The 20,784-nt window shown below is 69.4% G+C and carries 11 protein-coding genes and 1 pseudogene; 4 read left to right on the top strand and 8 right to left on the bottom strand.

The annotated features are described in order from the left end of the window. Window positions 1–112: 112 nt before the first annotated feature. A pseudogene (locus ACFY9I_RS00190) lies at window positions 113–248 on the top strand (IS5/IS1182 family transposase); the annotation flags it as partial. 21 nt (window positions 249–269) lie between these two features. Here ACFY9I_RS00190 and ACFY9I_RS00185 read toward each other — a convergent pair. The 8 genes from ACFY9I_RS00185 to ACFY9I_RS00150 all read right to left on the bottom strand — a co-directional run bounded on the left by ACFY9I_RS00185 (window position 270) and on the right by ACFY9I_RS00150 (window position 14,710). Beyond that, window positions 270–1,625, bottom strand: a complete 1,356-nt coding sequence (locus ACFY9I_RS00185) for a PHB depolymerase family esterase (protein WP_390994457.1) — start codon at window positions 1,623–1,625, stop codon at window positions 270–272. A 258-nt stretch (window positions 1,626–1,883) separates the two neighbouring features. Next, a complete protein-coding gene (locus ACFY9I_RS00180) occupies window positions 1,884–2,990 on the bottom strand; it encodes a ricin-type beta-trefoil lectin domain protein (protein WP_390994454.1) in 1,107 nt (368 codons plus the stop codon). Window positions 2,991–3,230: 240 nt separating this feature from the next. Beyond that, entirely contained in the window at window positions 3,231–5,444 is a 2,214-nt protein-coding gene (locus ACFY9I_RS00175) for a 1,4-beta-glucanase (RefSeq protein ID WP_390994452.1), read from the bottom strand. 180 nt (window positions 5,445–5,624) lie between these two features. Next, the gene (locus ACFY9I_RS00170) at window positions 5,625–6,551 is read right to left on the bottom strand and encodes an ABC transporter permease subunit (RefSeq protein ID WP_390994449.1); all 927 of its coding nucleotides are present in this window, start codon (window positions 6,549–6,551) and stop codon (window positions 5,625–5,627) included. Beyond that, on the bottom strand, window positions 6,548–7,600 hold the full coding sequence (locus tag ACFY9I_RS00165; protein WP_390994446.1) for an ABC transporter permease subunit: 1,053 nt from the start codon (window positions 7,598–7,600) through the stop codon (window positions 6,548–6,550). Before ACFY9I_RS00165 ends, ACFY9I_RS00170 begins: the two co-directional genes overlap by 4 nt. Next, window positions 7,600–9,279 (bottom strand): extracellular solute-binding protein, encoded by a 1,680-nt coding sequence (locus ACFY9I_RS00160; RefSeq protein ID WP_390994444.1) that lies wholly within the window; start codon window positions 9,277–9,279, stop codon window positions 7,600–7,602. The genes ACFY9I_RS00165 and ACFY9I_RS00160 overlap by 1 nt, the downstream gene beginning before the upstream one ends. Before the next feature lie 873 nt (window positions 9,280–10,152). Further along, window positions 10,153–11,535: a condensation domain-containing protein gene (locus tag ACFY9I_RS00155; RefSeq protein ID WP_390994441.1), complete on the bottom strand. Its 1,383-nt coding sequence runs from the start codon at window positions 11,533–11,535 to the stop codon at window positions 10,153–10,155. A gap of 232 nt (window positions 11,536–11,767) precedes the next feature. Then, window positions 11,768–14,710: a glycoside hydrolase family 3 C-terminal domain-containing protein gene (locus tag ACFY9I_RS00150; RefSeq protein WP_390994438.1), complete on the bottom strand. Its 2,943-nt coding sequence runs from the start codon at window positions 14,708–14,710 to the stop codon at window positions 11,768–11,770. Window positions 14,711–15,473: 763 nt separating this feature from the next. Between ACFY9I_RS00150 and ACFY9I_RS00145 the strand changes: the two genes are divergently transcribed. The 3 genes from ACFY9I_RS00145 to ACFY9I_RS00135 all read left to right on the top strand — a co-directional run bounded on the left by ACFY9I_RS00145 (window position 15,474) and on the right by ACFY9I_RS00135 (window position 20,782). Continuing rightward, complete coding sequence (locus ACFY9I_RS00145) at window positions 15,474–17,816, top strand: xyloglucanase (RefSeq protein WP_390994435.1); 2,343 nt, start codon at window positions 15,474–15,476, stop codon at window positions 17,814–17,816. A 135-nt stretch (window positions 17,817–17,951) separates the two neighbouring features. Beyond that, window positions 17,952–18,668: a cellulase B precursor gene (locus ACFY9I_RS00140; RefSeq protein ID WP_390994432.1), complete on the top strand. Its 717-nt coding sequence runs from the start codon at window positions 17,952–17,954 to the stop codon at window positions 18,666–18,668. Window positions 18,669–18,796: 128 nt separating this feature from the next. Continuing rightward, window positions 18,797–20,782 (top strand): beta-galactosidase, encoded by a 1,986-nt coding sequence (locus ACFY9I_RS00135; RefSeq protein WP_390994429.1) that lies wholly within the window; start codon window positions 18,797–18,799, stop codon window positions 20,780–20,782. Window positions 20,783–20,784 lie beyond the last annotated feature (2 nt).

Genomic DNA, 20,784 nt, shown 5'->3' with positions numbered 1-20,784 from the left:
CGCCAGATCGACCAGTGCGGCAGCCTGGTCGTGGACGTGGACGGTGAGTTGAGGGCGACGGGGAGTAGGTGGCGGATCTCCGGGACGGTCAGGAAGGCCGGGGCGAGCATGGATACGTCTTCTTGACCAAGCCAAGAAGACGTATCCGACCATCGCCGAGAGCTGGGTCCATACCGGCTCCAAGAACGCCGTCATCGAGCACTGGCGCACGTCTCGGAATCGACGTGGAAGTTCTCAACACAAGCCCCCGGAGTTCGTGGGCGGTGATGTCAGCCGAGGCGCCACCGCTGGTTGCTGCCGCCGTTGCAGTCCCACAGTTGGGCCTGTGCGCCGCTGGCGGTGGAGGCACCGGTCACATCCAGGCACAGGCCTGACTGGACACCGGTGATGGTGCCGTTGGCGTTGAGGGTCCACTGCTGGTTGCTGCCGCCGTTGCAGTCCCATATCGCGACTTTGGCGCCGGCCCCGCTGCCGGCCGCGTCGAGGCACTTCGCGCCGCCGTAGACGGTGAGCTGCTTGGTCGACGTGCTCGTCCAGGTCTGGTTCGTCTGGCCGTTGCAGTCCCAGATCTGCGTCTGGGTGCCATTGGTCCGCGAAGAGCCGGGCACGTCCAGGCACTTGCCCGAACCGATGGCGTGGACCGGTCCTGTGGTGGTCCCGCCGTTCCCGCCGGAGCCGTCGAGTCCGAAGAAGGCGATGGCCCGGGCAGCCATACCGCTTTCGGGCAGGCTGTGTCCGACACCCTGGAAGCTGTTCGCCTCGACCGGTGCCTGCGCGCCGGCGGAGCCGTAGCGGGTGCGGGTCCAGTTGGACTGCGGGGAGTCGGTGAAGACCGGGGTCTGGCTCACCCCGAGCACGTTGGTCCACTGCTTGATCTCTTCACCGAAGTTCGGGTAGCGCAGCGCTTCGTCCTCGGTACCGTGCCACAGCTGCATCCGCGGCCGGGGGCCGGTGTAGCCCGGGTAGGCGTTGCGGACGAGGTCGCCCCACTCCTGCGGGGTCTTGCTGATCTGGCCGGTGGCGCAGGCAGTGTTCCAGCCGGAGCCGTCGGTGGTGGCGAAGCAGCCGAACGGCACGCCCATGAAGGCCGCCCCGGCCTTGAACAGGTCGGGGTACGCGCCGAGCATGACATTGGTCGTCATCGCGCCGGACGAGGCGCCGGTGACGTAGACCCGGTCGGGGTCGGCGTTCATGTTCTGCAGGGTGTACCGGACCATCTGGGCGATGCTCGTGGGGTCACTGCCCCCGTCATGCCTGAGCGCCTGGGGCGAGGAGACGTCGAAGCACTGCCCGCTGACGTTCGCGTCCGGGTAGACGACGATGAACCCGTGCTGGTCGGCCAGGCGGGCGAACTCCGTGTTGGAGTAGAAGGTGGGCCCCGTGCCGGTGCAGTAGTGCGCTGCCACCAGCACCGCCGGGCGTGCCGGAGCGCTGTCGGGCTTGTAGACGTACATCCGCAGGTTGCCGGGGTTGCTGCCGAAGTTGGTCACCTCGGCCAGTGACGCGGCCGACGCGGTGGTGGCCGAGGCGCCGGTCAGTACGAGCGCCGCGAATAGCGGCGAGATCCCCATCAGCAGGTTTACCAGTACATCCCTGACGCTTCTCTTCTTGGACTTGCGGAACATGACGCTGTCCTTTCTGGAATCCGGCGCGGCCGGGGCGATGCTCCCGGCCAGCCCCCCCCGAACGGAGGGGGCAGGCACGGTGGTTGATGTGGGTAAGGGCGTACGACGTCTCCGCAGCACGATCCGGGGACGGCCGCACCCGGGAAGCACACGTTCCAAGGAAGCAGCGACACGGGTGCCGTCTGTCCTCGGCCTTGCCCCGCCACCAAGTTCTCCCGGGAGCTGAGCCCGGAAAGGGTTCAGTTCCCGGGAGCGGGGTCATCCGGCGGTCAGAGTGGTCCACTTCTGGTTGGAGCCGCCGTTGCAGTCCCACAGCACGAGCTGCGTGCCGTCGGCCGTGGAGGAGCCCGGAACGTCGAGGCAGCGGCCGGAGGCGAGATTGCGGTAGCCGCCGTTGTGGGGCTGCCAGACCTGGTTGGCGCCGCCGTGGCAGGCCCAGATCTGCACCTTGGTGCCGTTGGCCGTGCTCCCGCCGGCGGCGTCGAGGCACTTGCCCATGGAGCGCAGGGTGCCGTCCGTGTAGGCGGACCACACCTGGTTGGCATTGCCGCTGCAGCTCCAGGTCTGGACAGCGGTCCCGTCGGCCGTGTTCGCGCCGTTGACGTCCAGGCACTTGCCGGCCACGCCGGACTGCACGCGTGCGGGGGCGGGGGCGGGGTTCTTCAGCCATCCGGCGTTGTCAGCGGCCTGGATGCCGCGGTGGAAGGCGTCGGCCATCTTCCGGTAGCCCGCGTCGTTGGGATGAAGAGGGTCGTCCAGGTCGGCCGTGGTCAGGCTGCTCATGTCCACGTATGCGACGCGTTTGCCCGCGGCCTGTGCGTCGCTCACGATCTGAGGGATGGCCCGGTTGTACGCGGGCCGGTGCTGCTCCTCCGAGGGGCTGGTGGACACGACCAGGGAGGCGACGAGGACGGTTGCGTCGGGGACGTCGGCGGTGACCTGGTTGACCAGCGACCTCAGCCGGGCGATGGCCGTGTTGGCCTCGGAAGCCCCCTGGAGGTCGTTGGTACCGATGTGCAGCGTCACTACGTTGGGCCGGTAGCGGGTCAGCGAGGCGTCGGCGAGGGCAGCGATCTGGTCGATGCGGTATCCCGAGTGGCCTTCGTTGTCCGGGTCGGACATCGAACCGCCCCGCACCGTGCCCACGAAGTCCAGCGGATGGCCGTCCGCCACAAGCTTGTCCCACAACGGGGCCCGGTAGCCGTTGCCCGTACTGCTTCCCACACCCCAGGTGATCGAGTCACCCAACGGCATGACCCGCAAGGGCGTGTCGGAGGCGGCCGAGGCAGGGGCCGCACCAACCGCTGTCACCCCGAACGCGGTGGCGACAACTGTGATCAGGGGTAGAATCCAAGACTTTCTCATGGGGTTTCCTGTCTTTTACGAGTGATTGCTGAATCAGCGAGGCTGATCGCCGCCAGGCCGTACGAGGGGGTGATGTATGACGACGACCCGTTCGGCGTTCGGGTCACCGAACGCGGGGGTGCCGGAGGTGAAGCAGTCCAGGGCCTGGGTCGAGTTTGCGCACGGAGTGGGGCAGGCGGGGCGGCACGATGTCGTCCCGGGTCTCCTCCGGCCACTGCTCCGGGTCGCGCGGATGGGGCATCAGACGGGTTCTCCGTACTGCACGCCGCGTCCGTTGGTGGAGACGTAGACCCGGCCGTACACGCGCGGGTCGCCGGTGATGGCGGCTCCGGTCCAGCCCCACTGGTGCTGGTCGTCGTTGATCCGCACCCAGGTCTTCGCCTCGTCGTCGGAGCGGTAGATGGCGTTGAAGCTCTCGATGGCGCCGACCATGTAGATCGCCGGGTAGGAAGCGCCCCTGGCGGCCTTGCCGAAGCCCAGGGTGTGCGAGGCCTGGCAGCTGCTGACCTTGGTGTAGGCCGCGCCCCCGTCGGTCGAGCGGTACAGCCCGTTCCCCTTGAGGCTGAGCCACAGGTCGCCGGTGCGGCCCGGGGCGGCCGTCAGCTGGAACTCGCTGTCGCCCGAGCTCAGGCCGGCGGCCCCCGCGGTGAAGGTCCGGCCGCTGTCGGTGCTGGCGAACACCGTGCCGGTCGTGGTGTCGAAGGCGTAGAAGCGGGTCGGGTCGACGGGGTCCGCGACCGGGGCGGCGCCCTTCGGGAAGGAGGCGACCTCGGACCAGGTGGCGCCGTTGTCGACCGAGCGGTATCCCGGGTTCGCCGTGCCGAAGGACCACAGCAGCACGCTGCCGTCGGCGTTGGTGGCGATCGGCCCCGGCGCGTCCTTGGCGACGGCGGGCTGCGCCTCGAAGGGAGCCCAGGTCTTACCGCCGTCGTTCGAGTAGGCGCCGTTGCCGTCGTTGCCCCAGCCCGCCCGGACCACGTACGACGGCTTGGCCGCGGCCAGCGACAGGCCGGTGGAGGTGCCGAACACCGGGTTCGACGCCATGCCGCGCGACGGGGATGCCGTGAGCCGCTCGTGGTACATCACACCGATGTCCCCGGACCCGCTGAGCAGGTGTGCCTCACCGGTCGGAGGCGAGACCAGCTGGCGGATGGACGCCTCCTCCAGACCGCGGATCTGCGGGGCCCAGCGCTTGAGGTCGCGGGTGCCGTAGATGGTCGCGCCGGTGCCGTAGACGATGTGCTTGGAGTCGTACGGGTCGAGGGCGAGGGCCTGGATCCACCAGCCGAACTTTGCCTTGTCTCCGCCCCACTTGAGGTACGGGGTCTCGGAGACGTCGAGGACGGCCCTGTCCTTCAGGGACGTCCAGGTGCGGCCGCCGTTCGTGGAGCGGAAGACGGTGTCGATCTCGGCCCACCGGTTGTTCGTGGAGACGACGAGCGTGCCGGGGTGGCGGGCGTCGACGGCCACACCGCCGTAGCCGAAGGTGTCGGCCGACCCGTCCGTCGCGGTTCCGCCCGGCTTCACCGGGGTGACATTCGTCCACCTGCCGTTGACGGTACGCAGTTTGTGGACGCTGCCGTCCGACTGGCCGTTGGGTCCGGGTGCGTTGGCGTACGTCACGTACAGCTCGCGCGTGTGGCGGTCGTACGCGGCGCGGATCGGTACCTTGGCGGCGGTGCCGGTGGGCCGGCCGGGGACGGGCTTCCAGGTCTTCCCGTCGAAGGTGCGGTACAGGTTCGGCTGGTCGGCCGTGCCGTCGGAGTCACCCCAGCCGGCGTAGACCGCACGGCCCGCGGCGACGAGGAGGGTGACGCCCTGGCCGGTGGCGCTCGGGACGGCCGGAAAGTCAGCGGGTTGCCACGTGGCGCCACGGTCGGTGGACTTGAGCAGCCCGTCGTGCCGGGTGCCCAGCCACAGGGTGTCGCTGTCGCGCGGGTCGACGAGCAGCCGCTCACCGGCACCGCGCCCGTCCTCGTTGCCGCCCAGCTTCACGGTGAGGTCGGTGCGCTTCCAGGTGGCACCGCGGTTCTCGGACCGCAGCACGGCCCCGTTGCCGGCCCAGGACTGCGTGTACGCGCCGAGGGTCAGGTACACCCGGTTCGGGTGGGCCGGGTCGACGGCCATGGCCTCCACACCGAGCAGGTTCCAGTCGTCCCAGCCGAGGTGGTCGGTCAGCGGGATCCAGCGGTCGGTCCGGTCGTCCCAGCGGTAGGCGCCGCCGATGTCGGTACGGGCGTAGGCCAGGCCACGGCAAGAGGGGTGGAAGAGGAGGCCGGTGACGAATCCGGTGCCGCCCTGGACGGCGTTGCGCCAGCGGTAGGCGGGGGCGGCGGTCTCGGTGCCGCTGTCGGCGGCCTGCGCACGTCCCTGGAGGACCGGCAGGGTGGCGACCGCGGCGGTGGCAGCGGTCCCGGCGAGTACAGCTCTTCTGCTGAGGGGGAAGGTGCGCATGACATACCTCTTCTTCCGCAGGACAAAGGGAGGGTGACGCCCACAGGGGCGCGGGGTGGTATCGCTGTGCGGCTCCGCCGCGTGGGCGCGAACAACGACAACGAGGTCGCGGACCCAGGACCGGCGGTTCTACGGCGCGGCGCGGCGCGGGGCGGGGCGGGGCGGGGCGAGGCGAGGGGGTCAGCCCTTGACCGCGCCCGTGAGCATGCCCTTCTTGAAGTGCCGCTGGACGAACGGGGAGGCGATCGTGACGGGGATCAGCGCGAGGACCATGACGGCCATCTGCAGTCCCAGCGCGGAGAGTTCGCCGGTGCGGACCGCCTGCTGGAGGCCCGTCGGGGCTTCGGTGTTCTTCTGGACCAGCTGGATGAGCACGTTCTGCAGGGGCATCATCTGCTGGTCGGTGAGGTAGATGGAGGCGTTGAACCATGCGCTCCAGTAGCCGACCGCGTAGAACAGGGAGATGACGGCCAGCACCGCGCGCGACAGCGGCATGATGACGGTCAGCAGGATGCGCAGGTCGCTGGCCCCGTCGATGCGGGCGGACTCGGTGAGTTCGGGCGAGATCCCCATGAAGAAGGCCCGCAGAACCAGGATGTTCAAGACGCTGACCGCGCTCGGCAGGATCAGCGACAGATAGGTGTCGGTGAGGCCCAGCGACTGCACCAGCAGGTACGTCGGAATGAGACCGGCGCCGAAGAACATCGTCGCCATCATGGTCATCAGGAAGAACCGGTGCCCCAGACTGCCCGGCCGGGACAGCCCGTAGGCCGCGAGCACCGACACCGTCATCGAGAACAGGGTGCCGACGAGCGTGACGCCGACCGAGACCAGCATCGCCCGGCTGACCTGGCCGCCGCTGAGCAGTTCCGTGTAGTTGACGAAGGTGATGCCCTGGGGGAGCACGACGAGTCCGCCGACCCGGTCGATCACCGGTTTCGGGGAGAGACTGGTGACGATCACGATCCACAGCGGACCGAGCACGCCCAGGCAGCACAGGACCAGGAAGCCGCCCTTCGCGGTGAGTCCGGTCTTGCTGGGCGGCTCCTCCCACACAGGGCGGGCGGGAGCCTTGAGGCTGCGGATGAGCTGCGTGTTGAGGCTCACTTCTTGTACACCCCCTGCTCGCCGAGCAGGTGCGCGACCTTGTTCGCGCCCAGGACGAGACACACTCCGATGGCTCCCTTGACGAGGCCGACCGCGGCCGCGTAGCTGAAGTCGCCGTTCTGGATACCCATGTTCCACACGTAGGTGTCGAGGACCTCGCTTGCTCCCGCACCGACGGCGTCGCGCTGGAGCAGGAACTGCTCGAACCCGACGCTCAGCGCGTCGCCCACCCTGAGGACCAGCAGCAGCGCGATCACCGGGCGCAGCGCGGGCAGGGTGACGTGCCACATGCGTCGCCAGCGCCCCGCGCCGTCCATGGCGGCGGCCTCGTACAGATCGGTGCTGACCGCGGCCAGCGCCGCGAGGAAGACGATGATGCCCCAGCCGGCGTCCTTCCAGACGGCCTGCGCGGTGACCAGGTACTTGAAGAGGTCCGCGTTGGTCATCAGGTCGAAGCCGCTCCACCCGTGGTCCTCCAGGGTCTGGGCGATGATGCCCGCGCCGCCGAAGATCTGCTGGAACACGGTGACGACGAGGACCCAGGAGAAGAAGTGCGGCAGATACATGATCGCCTGCGCCACGGCCCGCACCCTCGGCCGGATCACGCTGTTGATGAGCAGCGCGAGGGCGATGGGGACCGGGAAGAACAGCACCAGCTGGAGCACGAACAGCACGATGGTGTTCTTGGCCGCGCTCCAGAACAGCGGGTCGTCGACCATTCGCGAGAACTGCTCCACCCCGACCCAGGGGCTGTGGAAGATCGCCGCGACACCGTTGCTGGAGACGTACGGGTCGTAGTCCTGGAAGGCGACGACGTTGCCCAGCAGCGGGACGTAGTTGAAGAGCAGGAGCAGGACGATGACGGGCAGCGTCAGCAGGATGAGCGCGCGGTCACGGCGCCACCGGACCCGGAAGGGAACTTTTCCGGCCTTGCCGGCCCTGCGCGGCACGCTCTCCTTCGCGGTGGCTGAGGCGACCGCGGCCGTCGGCTCCTCGACGGCCGCGGGGGGACGGGGCCCGCCCGGCCTGCTCCCGGCCGTGAGGGACATCAGTTGCCACTGCCGTTCTTGTCGATGAGCTGCTTGTACCAGTCGCGCAGCTTGTCGCCGCCGGAGGACTTCCAGGTGGAGATGGCCTGCTGTATGTCGGACAGCTTCTTGTTGCCGCGCACGAAGTCGATCTCCAACTGCTCGAACTGGCTGGAGAGCGTGGCGTAGCGGCTCGGCTCGACGATGTTCATGCCGTAGGTGGACGTCTTCTTCATGAAGGCGCCCTGCCGCTGCTGCCACTCGACCTGCTTGCGGGCGATCTCGGGGAAGTCGGGGTGGGCGAGGTAGGGAGCCGGGGCCGCGAGCATCCCCCAGGCGTTGTTCACCTCTTGGTTACCCCGGTCGTTCTTGACCGGGACGCCGTCCCTGACCGAGTAGTGGGTGCCCTCGACGCCGTAGTCGACGGACATCCGCTCCTTGGTGCCGTACGGTGCTGCCGCGAAGTTGGCGGCGGCCAGCGCGTTCTCGATCGTCGCCTTCGAGGCGCCCTTGCGGATCATCGACCATATGGTGGCGGGCTGGCCCGCATACAGTGTCGGGTTGCCGCCGTCGGCGCCGAAATAGTCCATGCCCTCGATCTGGAACTCCGGGTTGGACTGGGCCTGTTCGGAGGTCTTGGCGTACCAGTCGGACATGTTCTGGTTGTAGACCAAAATCTGCCCGGCGGTGAACCGCTGGCCGGGATCGCCCGTGTTTGCTTTGTCGTCGGGGTGTACCACACCGGCGGCGAACAGCTTGCGAACCCACTCCAGATGTTCGAGGTACTCAGGATGCTCGATGCGGTACGTCAGCTTGCCGTCGTCCCCGATGTTCCAGCCGGGCGTCCCGGCGGGGAGGAGGCCGAAGATCGCCCCCGCCGCCCACCTCATGTCACCACAGGCCCACACCTTGGCCTTGGCACTGGTGGCCTCCTTGGCCCAGCTGAGGAACTCGTCGGGCGACTTGGGGACGGTGTAGCCCTTCTTGTCGAAGATGTCCTTGCGGTAGAAGGGCACGATGTTGGGTGCGGCGGCGGCTGGCATCGGGATGCCGCGCAGAGCGCCGCCGAAGATGGACATGCGCCAGGAGTCGGAGGGGATCGCGGCCAGGTTCGGGTACCTCTTGACCTTGTCGCCCGCCAGGTAGGGGCCGAGATCCATGAACTTCGCGGTGACCGCGCTCGCGATCTTGCCGACCAGCTCCCAGCCGGGCACGACCACCATGTCGGGTATGGAGCTGGAGGCGAGGACCGCGCCGAGCTTCTCGCCGTAGGTGTTGCCGTCCTGGTTCTGCCAGGTGATCTTGGTGCCCGCCGCCGCGTCGAGTGCCCTGTAGTAGGCGCAGTCGGGCTTCGGCGGGGTACCCCACAGCGGGGACATGATCTTCAGGGGTGCGCCGGTGCCGAGCTTGTCCGGGACCGAGGTGGCGAGGGCAGCGAGATCGACCTTGCCGGTATAGCCGGCCGCCGAACCGTTCTTCGCCGGAAGGTCCGGCTGGGCCACGTTGCTGGCGACGTACGTCGGCAGCAGCTTGTCGGCGGCCTTGCCCGATGTGGTGCCCTCGCGCGACCCACTGTCCGACCCGCCGCAGGCGGTGAGCAGCGGCATCCCGCCGGCGACCGCCGCGGTGGCGACCGCCGTGGAGGCGAGGAAGCTTCTTCGACTCGGTCCTGGGGAGGGGGAGGCGGCGTTCGGCGTCATTGCGTCAACCCTTCATTGCACACCTGGACACGCGGCGTGGGCCGTCGGCTGAGGTGTCGTGACTGGAACCGGCTGAGCTGAAAAGCAAACATCCCATCAATGTGACGCGATGCACAGTCGAAGCGCTTCGACGTGGCTGCGAGATTAAAGGAATGCATAGTGGCGCACAAGAGTCGCTTCCAAGATTCCTCCCATGTGTGCGAAAAGCAGCCTCGCTGCACGCCCTACATGGTGACGATGTTGACCTCTTGGCACTCCCCAAGTACAAGTGTCCTGTCGAGGCATCGAAGCGCTTCGAAATCATCCTCGGCTTCACGTCAGGGAATCCCATGTGTCTGCGCCCGCGCCGCACACACCACCGCCGTTCCGTGATCGCAGCTGCCGTTCGCGACGCACATCGCCGACCATCTGTCGCGGCTCGCCCTTGACGAAGGGTCGGATCTCCGCACCAGTTCACGCCCGCCGTCGAGCGCCTGGGCAGCGCTGCTTTCCGCAGCGCGGCCAGAAGGCCCTGCACGGCGTGGCCTGGTCGGGCCAGGCCGCCGTCTGCCCTGCACCTGGCGGTCAGTGGCGACGGCCGGGTGTGGACGCCGCTCAACGACAACAACCCGCACTCACCTGGTCCCTGTGGGGTGACGCCTTCTGCCCCAACGCGAAGTTCGACCTGTGTCAGGGCGACCTGGTGTCGGGGGCGTGGACCAAGGTCGGCCGCCGGTCGTACACCGCCCCGCTGAACGCCAGGTACAACACCGCTTCGCACCGAGCCGTCGCGGTGATTGACCGACAGAGCGCCGACGGGACCCTGGTCCGACCCGGTACTTCATCCAGGCGGAGCTGGATCGCGACGTCCGCCATCCGGACCCCGCCGGGTCTCTACGGGCCGGCGAAGGAGCCGCTCCGTGCGGCGTGACCGACGATCGCGGCTCCGACCAGCCGCCTCTCGAAGGACAGGAGTATCTGTTCGAGATCCGTCGCGTCGAACGACGTCGCATCCGTCCCGAGACTTATTCCGGCGGTCTCGGACATACCCCACACATCGAAGCAGAGCTTTCCGGAGTTCGTGTCGACGGGTTTGGGGAAGCGTCGGTAACGGCTGGATGCCATGGCTCGCTCGAGGTCCTGCTGTGCCCTGTCCGCGCGAGCCCGGATGAGCGTGCCGGGCGCTATGGGGCGGATGTTGACCACGTACGGGTTGTGTGCGGAGCGGCCCAGTTCGGCGGAGACCTCGTCCAGGGATCTGGCGTAGCGGTCGGGCTCTCGCATGCTGACGGAGGAGGATTTCTCGAGTGCCGCGTCGACGGCCCGGCACAGCGCCGGGAACCGGTCACTGCCGAGGGACGTGTCGACCGGGACGAGGGCCCTGCCGGCGATGTGGGCCACCGCCTCGCGGGCGAAGGCGGTCTGCCGGTTGGCCATCACGGTGTTGAACACGCAGGTGCCGATGCCGAGGTGCTCGGCGAGCGCGCACGCGTATGCGGTGTGCAGGACGGCGGCCACGGACGTCCGGTACTGCTTCGCAAGACGGGCTGCCGCGAGCGCGACCGCCGCCGAGTCGAGGCAGACGAAGTTGTAGACGGTGTCCCTGTGGCTCGCGGGCACCTGAAGTTCGGGCATGACGGACTGACGGAGCATGACACGGTCATGGGTGTCCACACGATGGGCATGCCGCAGCCCTGCGGAACTGGCTTCGAAGCTCGCGATCTGCCGCGGCTGCCACCCCGAACCGAGGTGGGCGCCCGGATCGGCGGCCAGTCGGGCTACGTGTTCGGCCACGATCCGGGCGGCCGTCGTGTCCGCCGAGAAATGGTGCAATGACAGCGCGATGTGGACGGGTCTGCCGTCCAGGGTGACGACGGCGGCCCGCAACGGCAGGTCCTCCGGGGCGAATCCGGGCTCGGCCAGTCGGAGGGTGAAGGCGCTCAGCTCGTCGTAGGTCGGCGGGGCGTCGGAGGCGTACTCGTCGACCTGGAGCACACCGGAAGCCACGACGACCGCGCGCGGGTGCCCGTCCGCGTTACGTGGGTACAGCGTGCGCAGCGCCTCGAAACGGGCCATGACCGCGGCGAAGGCACGCAGCACCGCGGCCATGTCGGGTCGGCCGTCAAGTGGCCGCCCCATCCGGACGTTCCTGTTGCGGGGCCCGTGGAGATGGGGGTGGCATCCCTCGCGTGCGTGGGCCTTCTGCGACCAGGTCAGTTCATGCTCTCCGGCGGAGCCGGAGACGAAGACGACTTCATGGCGTGCGATCTGTCGCATACCCGCCCCGGCCCTCCTGCGGTACGTGGAGGCCCCCGATCCTCCACTCCGTGCGGCGGTACGACGACGCGGCCGGAGCCCGGGCGCCCCATCTTCAGGCAGAGAATAGATCCGCGCGGACCACGTGCGTCAATGCTCGGAACACGTGCGTCAGTGTCGGGCGGTGTGGAGCGCGGCGGCGGACCGTTTTCCCACCGCGTCCCACCGGTCGTTCCCCGCGTCCCACCGGTTGTTACCGCGTCCCGCCGGCGATCGCGGCCAAGTGGACACCGCCCCGGAGAACGAGATACAGATCGTGCACCCCGGTCACCTCCGTCGGCAACGGTGCGCTGACCGCGCGCCAGTCGTACCGGCCGTCGGTGTCGGCGGGGACGTGGAGGCCGGCCAGCAGGGTGCCGGTACCGGGGCCGCCGTCGGCGTAGATGTCGACGGTCGCGGCCTCCTCCGTCGCGCGGGACACCTCGGCCGTGATGACGCGCGGTCCGTCTGCCGGGGCGCCCAGGTCGACCGAGCGGTAGCGCAGTCCGCAGTGTTCGTCACCGGTTGCCGGCGTGACCGCCTCTCCCTTCTCCCGGGTGGCGTCGACGAGCGTGCCGCCCACGCACTCGTCGAAGTCGACGGCCTCCAGTCGTCCGCCGATGAGGCTGCGGACGGGGAGGGCCGGCCCCGTCACGGTGAAGGGCGCTGTCAGGGCGATGGTTTCGGCCGAGTGCCCGATCAGGATCTCGTACTGTCCCGGGTCCACAGCGAAGGCGCCGGCTGAGACGGACCAATGGGCCAAGGCCGCGACGGGCACACCGAACTCCAGCCGCCGCCGTTCACCGGGGGCGAGGGAAACCTTGCGGAAGTCCGCCAGTCTGCGCCTGGGCGCGCGGTGGCAGGCGGCGAGCGCGCGGGTGTAGAGCTGCACGGTCTCTGTGCCCGGGCGCGTTCCGGTGTTGGTGAGCTCGACGCTCACGGTCAGAGTGTCGTCTTGCGCCGCTTCCCGGGCTGACAGCCGCAGGTCGGAGTAGGCGAAGCCGGTGTAGGACAGGCCGTGCCCGAAGGGGTACAGGGGTGCGGCCTCGTGGTACTGGTACGTCCAGCCGGAGGTGATGATGTCGTAGTCAAGGCGGCCGGGCAGCGGATCGTCGCCGCGGTACCAGGTCTGCGGCAGCCGTCCCGAGGGTTCGGCCTCGCCGAGCAGGATCGCGGCGAGTGCGCGGCCCGTCTCCTGCCCGCCGTGGGAGGTCCACAGCACGGCGGGCAGGTGCTCGTCCGCCCATTCGACGGCGTACGGGTAGCTGCTCATCACGACGAGCACCGACTCGGGGCGCTCGGTGGCGACGGCGCGCAGCAGGGCCTCTTGTGCGGGCGGCAGCGAGATGCCGGTACGGTCCTCAGTCTCGCGGCCGTTGATGTGCGGGTCGTTTCCGAGGGCGACCACGGCGACGTCCGCCGAGGCGGCGGCTGCGACGGCTTCGGTGATTCCGTGCCTGACGACCGTTCGGGTCCAGCGTTCCGCCTTCTCGGGGGCTTCGGCGGAGCAGGTGACCCGGCCGGTGGCGGGGTCCACGGCGGCGTAACGGCCGTTGCTGATGTTGCGCAGCAGTTCCGTGCCGTCCGGCTGGGGTTCCAGCCGGACGGTCTCGTGGACGAACCAGCCGTTCGGCTGCGTCTGGTCGGCGGCGAGGGTGAGGTCGCCGTCCTTGAGCGTGACGTAGCGCTCGGTGCGCGCGTTGCGGAGGGTCAACACGCCTTCGCCCCAGTCGAACAGGTCATGGCAGGCGCTGTCGCCGGACTCCTGCTCGTCGGTGGAGGCGCCGGCCACCATCGGCCCGCCGGGGTCGACCGCCGGGACGCGCAGGAGGCCTCCGGTGGATGCGGCTCGCAGGGTGATCCGGTCCACTCCCTCCACACAGACCAGCTCGGCGCCACCCTCCTTGAGCGCCGTCTCCAGGCCGGTGGCGACCGTGATCCGGTACGGCATGGTGCCGCTGTACCAGTCCTCGAAGAGGGTGTCCGCCAGCGGTCCGACGAGCGCCACACGCCGGCCGGCGGCCGGTGTCAGCGGCAGTGCCCCGTCGTTCTTCAGCAGCACCACCGACTCCGTGGCGGCGCGCAGGGCAAGCGCACGGTGTGCGGGGCTGTCCACGACGTCGTCACGGACGCCGGCGTAGGGGTCGAGGCCGGGATCGAACTCGCCGAGGCGGAAGCGGATCGACAGGTGGCGTCGCGCGGCGCGGTCGATGTCGGACTCGGTGAGCAGCCCGCGGTCGACCGCCGTGCGGAGTCTGCCGAGGGTGATGCTGCCGTCCTCGCCCATCTCAGTGATGCTGTCGACGCCGGCGCGTACCGTCGCCGCGTGGGAGGTGGGGTGGTCGTCGAAGTAGTGCTCCGAGTCGACCAGGTTGGTCACGGCTCCGGCGTCGCTGCAGACGAACAGCTCGTGGCCGGTGGGCTCGGCCCAGCGCCGTACCTCGGTCTCGATCAGCGGACTGACATGGCAGGGGCGGCCGTTGATGAGGTTGTAGGCCGGCATGACGCCGGTGGCGGCGCCGGACTCGATGGCCGGGCGGAAGGCGGCGAGGTCGTATTCGTGCAGCACCCTGGGCGGCACCACGGAGGAGGTGAGGTCGCGCTCGTCCTCGTTGTTGTAGGCGAGGAAGTGCTTGAGAAGGGGTGCCGTCCGCAGGTAGACCGGGTGGTCCCCGGCCAGCCCACGGCAGTAGCTGACGGAGAGCCGGCCGGTGAGCAGTGGATCCTCCGCGTACCCCTCCTCGTTGCGGCCCCAGCGGGGGTCGCGCAGCAGGTTCACCACGGGGGCCCAGATCTGGAGGCTGTGCGGGTAGCCGTCGTCGGAGGGGCGCCGGTGGAAGGCGCGGGCCTCGGTGCCGACGGCCGTGGCGACCTCTTGCAGCAGTTCCTCGTCCCAGGTGGCACCCAGGCCTACCGCCTGCGGGAACACGGTGGCCGGCCCCAGCCAGGACACGCCGTGCAGGCCTTCGGTGCCGGTCTTGAAGGGGGCCAGCCCGAGGCGCGGGACCCCTGGTGAGTACTGGTAGAGCAGCGCGATGCGCTCGTCGAGCGTCAGCCGGGAGATCAGGTCGTCGACTCGCTGTGCGAGGGGGAGCGCGGGGTCGCGGAACGGCAGGTCGGTGGTGGTCGGCTCGGAGGGTGTGGCGGCGGTACTCACCTGAGATGTCCCTTGCAGGAGGTCGAAGGAGAAGGCGTGGAAAGCGTGGGCGACTCGGGGCCCGGGGCGGCATACGGCCTTCCTCGATCGCACTGTCGTGCAGTCGAAGCGCTTCGACGTTGGCATGGCGCTGAGTCGCGTGTCAATCACCGGCCGCCCAGCCGTCACAAGTCGTCCTCCAGCGTTGGTGTTCCCCGCTGGTGGTTAGCCCAGAACGCCAGCTCACCTGGGGCAAAGCCGCATGAGGGGCGGGGCGCGCCGCCACCCTCGGCCGTGTCTGTTACCGGAAAGTGACCTGTACGGCCCGTTGCCGCCCCCGGAAACACAGTCTTAGTGTCACCGCAACGTCGAAGCGCATCGATGCTTCGAATTCGGATATGTCCCTCCCTCCCTCCCTCCCTCCCTCCCCCTCCCTGCAGCAGGTCACCGGACGACTCAGCGTCGGCTGCCCGCCGGTCGGATCCACGAAAGCGAAGGGCTGCAACGACATGAGCATGGAGACGAATCGCCGAGCCGCCCTGCGAACAGCCACCGGCGCAGCGGGCGCCGCCTCTCTCACCGCTGCCGGACGCCCGGGGCGGCAGCGCCTCTGGTGCCGGCAAGGACGGCACCAGCAGCAAGAAGGGCCTGGCCGCCGCTGTGCCCGCCCATGTGCCCAGCACGGCCGGCAGTCCGGACATCGCGTCGTCAGACTCCCCGGCAAAGGGGTTGCGGTGGCGGGTTACCTCACTTTTCCCGCGCACCCGAAAGGCAAGGACCCGTCATGACCCATGTCCCGCACCTCTCCCGCCGAGGACTGCTGGCCGCCGGTGCGGCCGCGGCCGCACTCCCTGTGCTCGCCCCGTCCGCTGCCTCCGCCGGCGCGACCGGCAAGGTCTCACGCTTGCCGTACACCTTCCGCAACGCGGAGATGGTCGGCGGCGGCTTCGTCCCCGGCATCGTCTTCAACCAGAGCGAGCCCGGACTGGTGTACGCCCGTACCGACATCGGCGGCGCCTACCGCCTCGACACGGCGTCCCGGCGGTGGATCCCCCTCACCGACTGGATCGGCTGGGACGAGTACGGGCACACCGGCATCATCAGCATCGCCACCGACGAGGTCGACCCCGATCGCGTCTACCTGGCGGCGGGCACCTACACCATGCCCGAGTGGGACCCGAGCATGGCGGCGATCCTGCGCTCGACCGACCGCGGCCGCACCTGGAAGACCACGCCCCTGCCGTTCCGGCTGGGCGGCAACATGCCCGGCCGGGGCATCGGCGAGCGGCTGGTGATCGACCCCAACCGCAACAAGATCCTCTACCTCGGAGTGCGCGGGGGCCACGGACTGTGGCGCAGCACCGACCACGGCAAGACCTTCACGAAGGTGACGAGCTTCCCGAACGCGGGCAACTTCGTCATCGACCCCACCGACCCCGACGGCTACAACGGCGACAACCTGGGCGTACTGCAAGTCGTCTTCGACAAGCGCACCGGCAGAGCGGGCAGGGCCACGCGGACCCTCTACGTCACCGTCGCCGACAAGGACAACATCCTGTACCGGTCCACCGACGCCGGAGCGACCTGGGAACGCGTACCCGGGCAGCCCACCGGCTACATCCCGCACCACGCGGTCTTCGACCACGTCGGCGGCTACCTGTACCTGGCGACCAGCGACACCGCCGGCCCGTACGAAGGCTTCAAGGGCGACGTGTGGAAGCTGGACACCGCCACCGACACCTGGACCCGCATCAGCCCGGTCCCGTCCACCAGCGCCGAGAACGAGTGGGGTTACAGCGGTCTGACCATCGACCGGCAGAACCCGGACACCCTGATGGTGTCCACCCAGCTCAAGTGGTGGCCCGACTGCATCCTCTTCCGCTCCACCGACGGCGGCGCGAGTTGGACCCGCGCGTGGGACATGGACGAGAACTCCGGGCGCACCCTGCGCTACGACATCGACATCTCCGACGCCCCCTGGCTGACCTGGAACGCCTCGCCGTCGCTGCCAGAGATGACCCCCAAGCTGGGCTGGATGATGGAGTCCGTCCAGATCGACCCCTTCGACTCCGACCACTTCATGTACGGAACCGGCGCGACGATCTACGGCGCCGACAACCTGACCGACTGGGACAGCGGCGGCACGGTGCACCTGTCCGTGCGGGCCCAGGGGCTGGAGGAAACCGCTGTCATCAGTGTGATCAGCCCGCCCGTCGGCGCGGCGCACCTCTTCTCCGGCGTGGGCGATGTCGGCGGCTTCCGGCACACGGATTTCCACAAGGCGCCGAAGATGTACGACAGCCCGACCTTCGGCGGCACCCCGGCCCTGGACTACGCGGAGCTGGCGCCCCACACCATCGTGCGGGTCGGCCACCCCACCAGCGGCTGGACGCAGCACTTCGCCATCTCCACCGACAGCGGCGACACCTGGACGCCGTCGCGCAGTGAGCCGGCCGGCGTCACCGGGCCCGGCGTCGAGGACCAGGCCGTCGCCATCAGCGCCGACGGCAGACGGATCGTCTGGTCACCGGCCGGTGCGTCGGTCAGCTGGTCCGACGACCACGGAGCGACCTGGACGGCGTCGAAGGGGCTGCCGGCCGGGGCCCCCGTGCGCTCCGACCGGGTGAACCCGGCGAAGTTCTACGCCTACGACGCCGGCGTCTTCTACCTCAGCACGGACGGCGGCAAGAGCTTCGAGGCCACGGCGGCGACCGGTCTGCCCACCGCGGGGAACGTCCGGTTCAAGCCGGTACCGGGCCACGAGGGCGACATCTGGCTGGCCGGCGGCACCACCAAGCCCACCACCCCCACACCGTACGGGCTGTGGCGGTCGACCGACTCCGGAGCGTCCTTCACCAGGTTCGAGGCGGTGGACGAGGGCGACGTCGTCGGATTCGGCAAGGCCGCACCCGGCGCCAAGTACCCCTCCGTGTACACCAGCTCCAAGATCCGCGGCGTGCGCGGCATCTTCCGGTCCGACGACGCGGGCCGGCGCTGGGTCCGTATCAACGACGACCGGCACCAGTACGCCTGGACCGGCAGCACCATGACCGGAGACCCTCGGGTCCACGGTCGCGTCTACTTCGGGACGAACGGACGAGGAGTCATCTACGGCGACCCCAAGTGAGGTTCGGCTCCGGCTGCCTCGCTCCGCACCCGCCGTCCCGAAGGGGAGACCGACGTGGCCCTGCCACCAGGGCAGGGCGACCGACTGCTCCTCTCCTGTGTGATCCCCCCACTCGGCACACAATCCGGAGGGCTGATGAAATTCCGAATCGGCTGGGCCGCGCTACTCGCGGCTCTGGCTCTCGTCCTCACCCTGCCGAACTCGGCAGTGGCAGCGTCACAGACGTACTGGTTCAAGCACTACTCGACCGGCGGCAACGCCTCGACGTGGTACGCCAACGACAACTCCTGGGGTGTGAACTCCCAGACCGGCACCGGCTTCGTCGCCATGGTCAACGGCAAGGACTGGGGCTGGTCGTCCCCGGTGACCACACTCCCCAAGAAGATCGGCGCCGTAAGCCCCAACAACAACTCGTGGTTCAGCCAGTCGGCGTGGCCGAAGTCGGGCTCGCGCTACAACGCCACGTACGACATCTTCATCGACCCGCTCCCCGAGCCGAACAACCGCAACTCCAAGACCGAGCTGATGATCTGGCTCAACTGGCACAACACGCAGCCGCTGGCCGACCGCTACGACGCGAACGGCGACGCGATCCCGACCGTGACCAACGTCAGCCTGGGCGGCCGCAGCTGGGACATCTACGACTACAGCTGGCCGAACGGCGACCACACCCTCAGCTTCCTGGACAGGAGCAGGTCCGGCTGGTGGTCCGGCAGTCTCACCCCGTTCTTCAACTACGGTCTGAACAAGGGCCTCTACACCAACGACCACTACCTCAACAGCGTCATGGCCGGCTGGGAGTTCGGGCCGGGTGACTACACCGCCCACTCCTGGGGCGCCGTGGGCTTCTGACGCCGCCACAAGCAGAAGGGCGGACCGGCGACCGGCCGCCCTCTGGCCGACAGTGCCGCCCGACTCTCCGTACGGAGAGTCGGGCGGCCCCGGAAGCAGCGCCCGACGCTCCGCAGGGAGGCACCGTCATGACCACACGCAGCATCACCGACCGCCTGGGCGGACTCGCCTTCGGCGGGGACTACAACCCCGAGCAGTGGGACGAGCCGATCTGGAAGGAGGACGACGAGCTCATGCGCCGGGCCAGGGTCAACCTGGCCACCGTCGGTGTCTTCTCCTGGGCCCTGCTGGAACCGGAAGAACGGCGCTACGACTTCGCCTGGCTGGACGCCCACATCGACCGCCTGCACGCAGGCGGCGTGGCCGTCGACCTCGCCACTCCGACGGCCTCCCCGCCGCCCTGGTTCAGCGTGGCCCACCCCGACGCGCTTCCGGTCACCCCCGACGGCAACCGCCTCACCCACGGCAGCCGCGACACGTACTGCCTCACCGCGCCCGCCTACCGCAGTGCGGCCCGCCGGATCGCCTCCGCCCTGGCCGAGCGGTACGGCGACCACCCCGCCCTCGCTCTGTGGCACGTGCACAACGAGTACGGCACGCTCTGCTACTGCGACCACACGGCCGCTGCCTTCCGGGTGTGGCTGCGCGCCCGCCACGGCTCGCTGGACGCCCTCAACGAGGCCTGGGCCACGGCCTTCTGGAGCCAGCGTTACTCCTCCTGGGAGCAGGTGATGCCGCCGCGCGCGACACAGTGGCACAAGAACCCCGGCCAAGCACTTGACTTCCGCCGCTTCTGGTCGGACGAGATCATCGCCGCCTACCGCGAGCAGCGCGACGCGATCCGCGCGCACAGCGACCGGCCGGTGACAACCAACCTGATGCTCCCCGCCTACCAGAACATCGACCTGTGGGTCCTCGCCCGCGAACTCGACGTGGTCAGCTCCGACCAGTACCCCAGCTCACCCGGTCCGGACGCCGCCGCCGACGTCGCCTTCCACGCCGACCGCACCCGCTCCCTGGCCGGCGGCAGTCCCTGGCTGCTGATGGAACAGGGCACCAATACCGTCTACGACCGCGACCGGACCCTCGCCAAGGAGCCCGGGGACATCCTGCGCCACACCCTCGGCCACATCGCCCGCGGTTCGGAGGGCGCCCTGTTCTTCCAGTGGCGGCAGTCCCGGGCCGGCGCCGAGATGTGGCACTCGGCGATGGTCCCGCACGCGGGGCCCGACAGCCGTGTCTTCCGCGAGGTCACGCAGGTCGGCGAGGCGGTCGCCCGGCTCGGGGAACTGGCGGGATCGACGGTCACCGCCCCGGTGGCCGTCCTTCACGACTCGGACGCCTGGTGGGCGCTGAGCATGGACGGCCTGCCCTCCCCCGACCTCGACTACCACGCGGAACTGGGCCGAGCACACCGAGCTCTGTGGAACGCCGGTGCCACGGTCGACTTCGCCCACCCCGAACACGAGCTGGGCCGCTATCTGCTGGTCATCGCACCGGCCCTGTTCCTGATGTCCGACGCGGGCGCCGAGAATCTGCGCCGTTACGTCGAGGGTGGTGGGACGCTGCTCGTCCAGCACGCGAGCGGATTCGTCGACGAGCGCCCGCACGCCCGGCTGGGCGGCTACCCCGCCGGGCCACTGCGCGAGGCGCTGGGCATCCGCGTGGAGGAGTACCGGCCCCTGCGGCGGGCCGAGCGGATCGCCCTGTCGGACGGATCACACGGCACCGTCTGGAGCGAGTCCCTGCGCACCGAGGGCGCGGAAACGCTCGCCACCTACACCCACGGCATGCTCACGGACAGCCCCGCGCTCACCCGGCATCGCTTCGGCACCGGGCAGGGCTGGTACCTCTCAGCCCGCCTGGAGGAGACCGACTACGGCGCCCTGGTCCACCGGCTGTTGAAGGAGGCCGGCGTCGAGCCCGAACTGCCTGGTCTGCCGCCCGGTGTCGAAGCCGTCACACGGCACGCGCCCGACGGGCGCCGCTGGCACGCCCTGATCAACCACCGCACCGCCACCCTGCACCTGCCGGAGCCCGCGCACGACCTGCTCACCGGGGCCGTCGCACACGAGGTCCCGCCTGGTGGCTGCGCGGTGCTGCGCAAGCCCTGACC

Source organism: Streptomyces sp. NPDC012510, from assembly GCF_042955065.1.
Lineage (GTDB): Bacteria > Actinomycetota > Actinomycetes > Streptomycetales > Streptomycetaceae > Streptomyces.
Note: the sequence above shows the minus strand (reverse complement) of the source record. Positions and strands in the feature narration are given on the sequence as shown.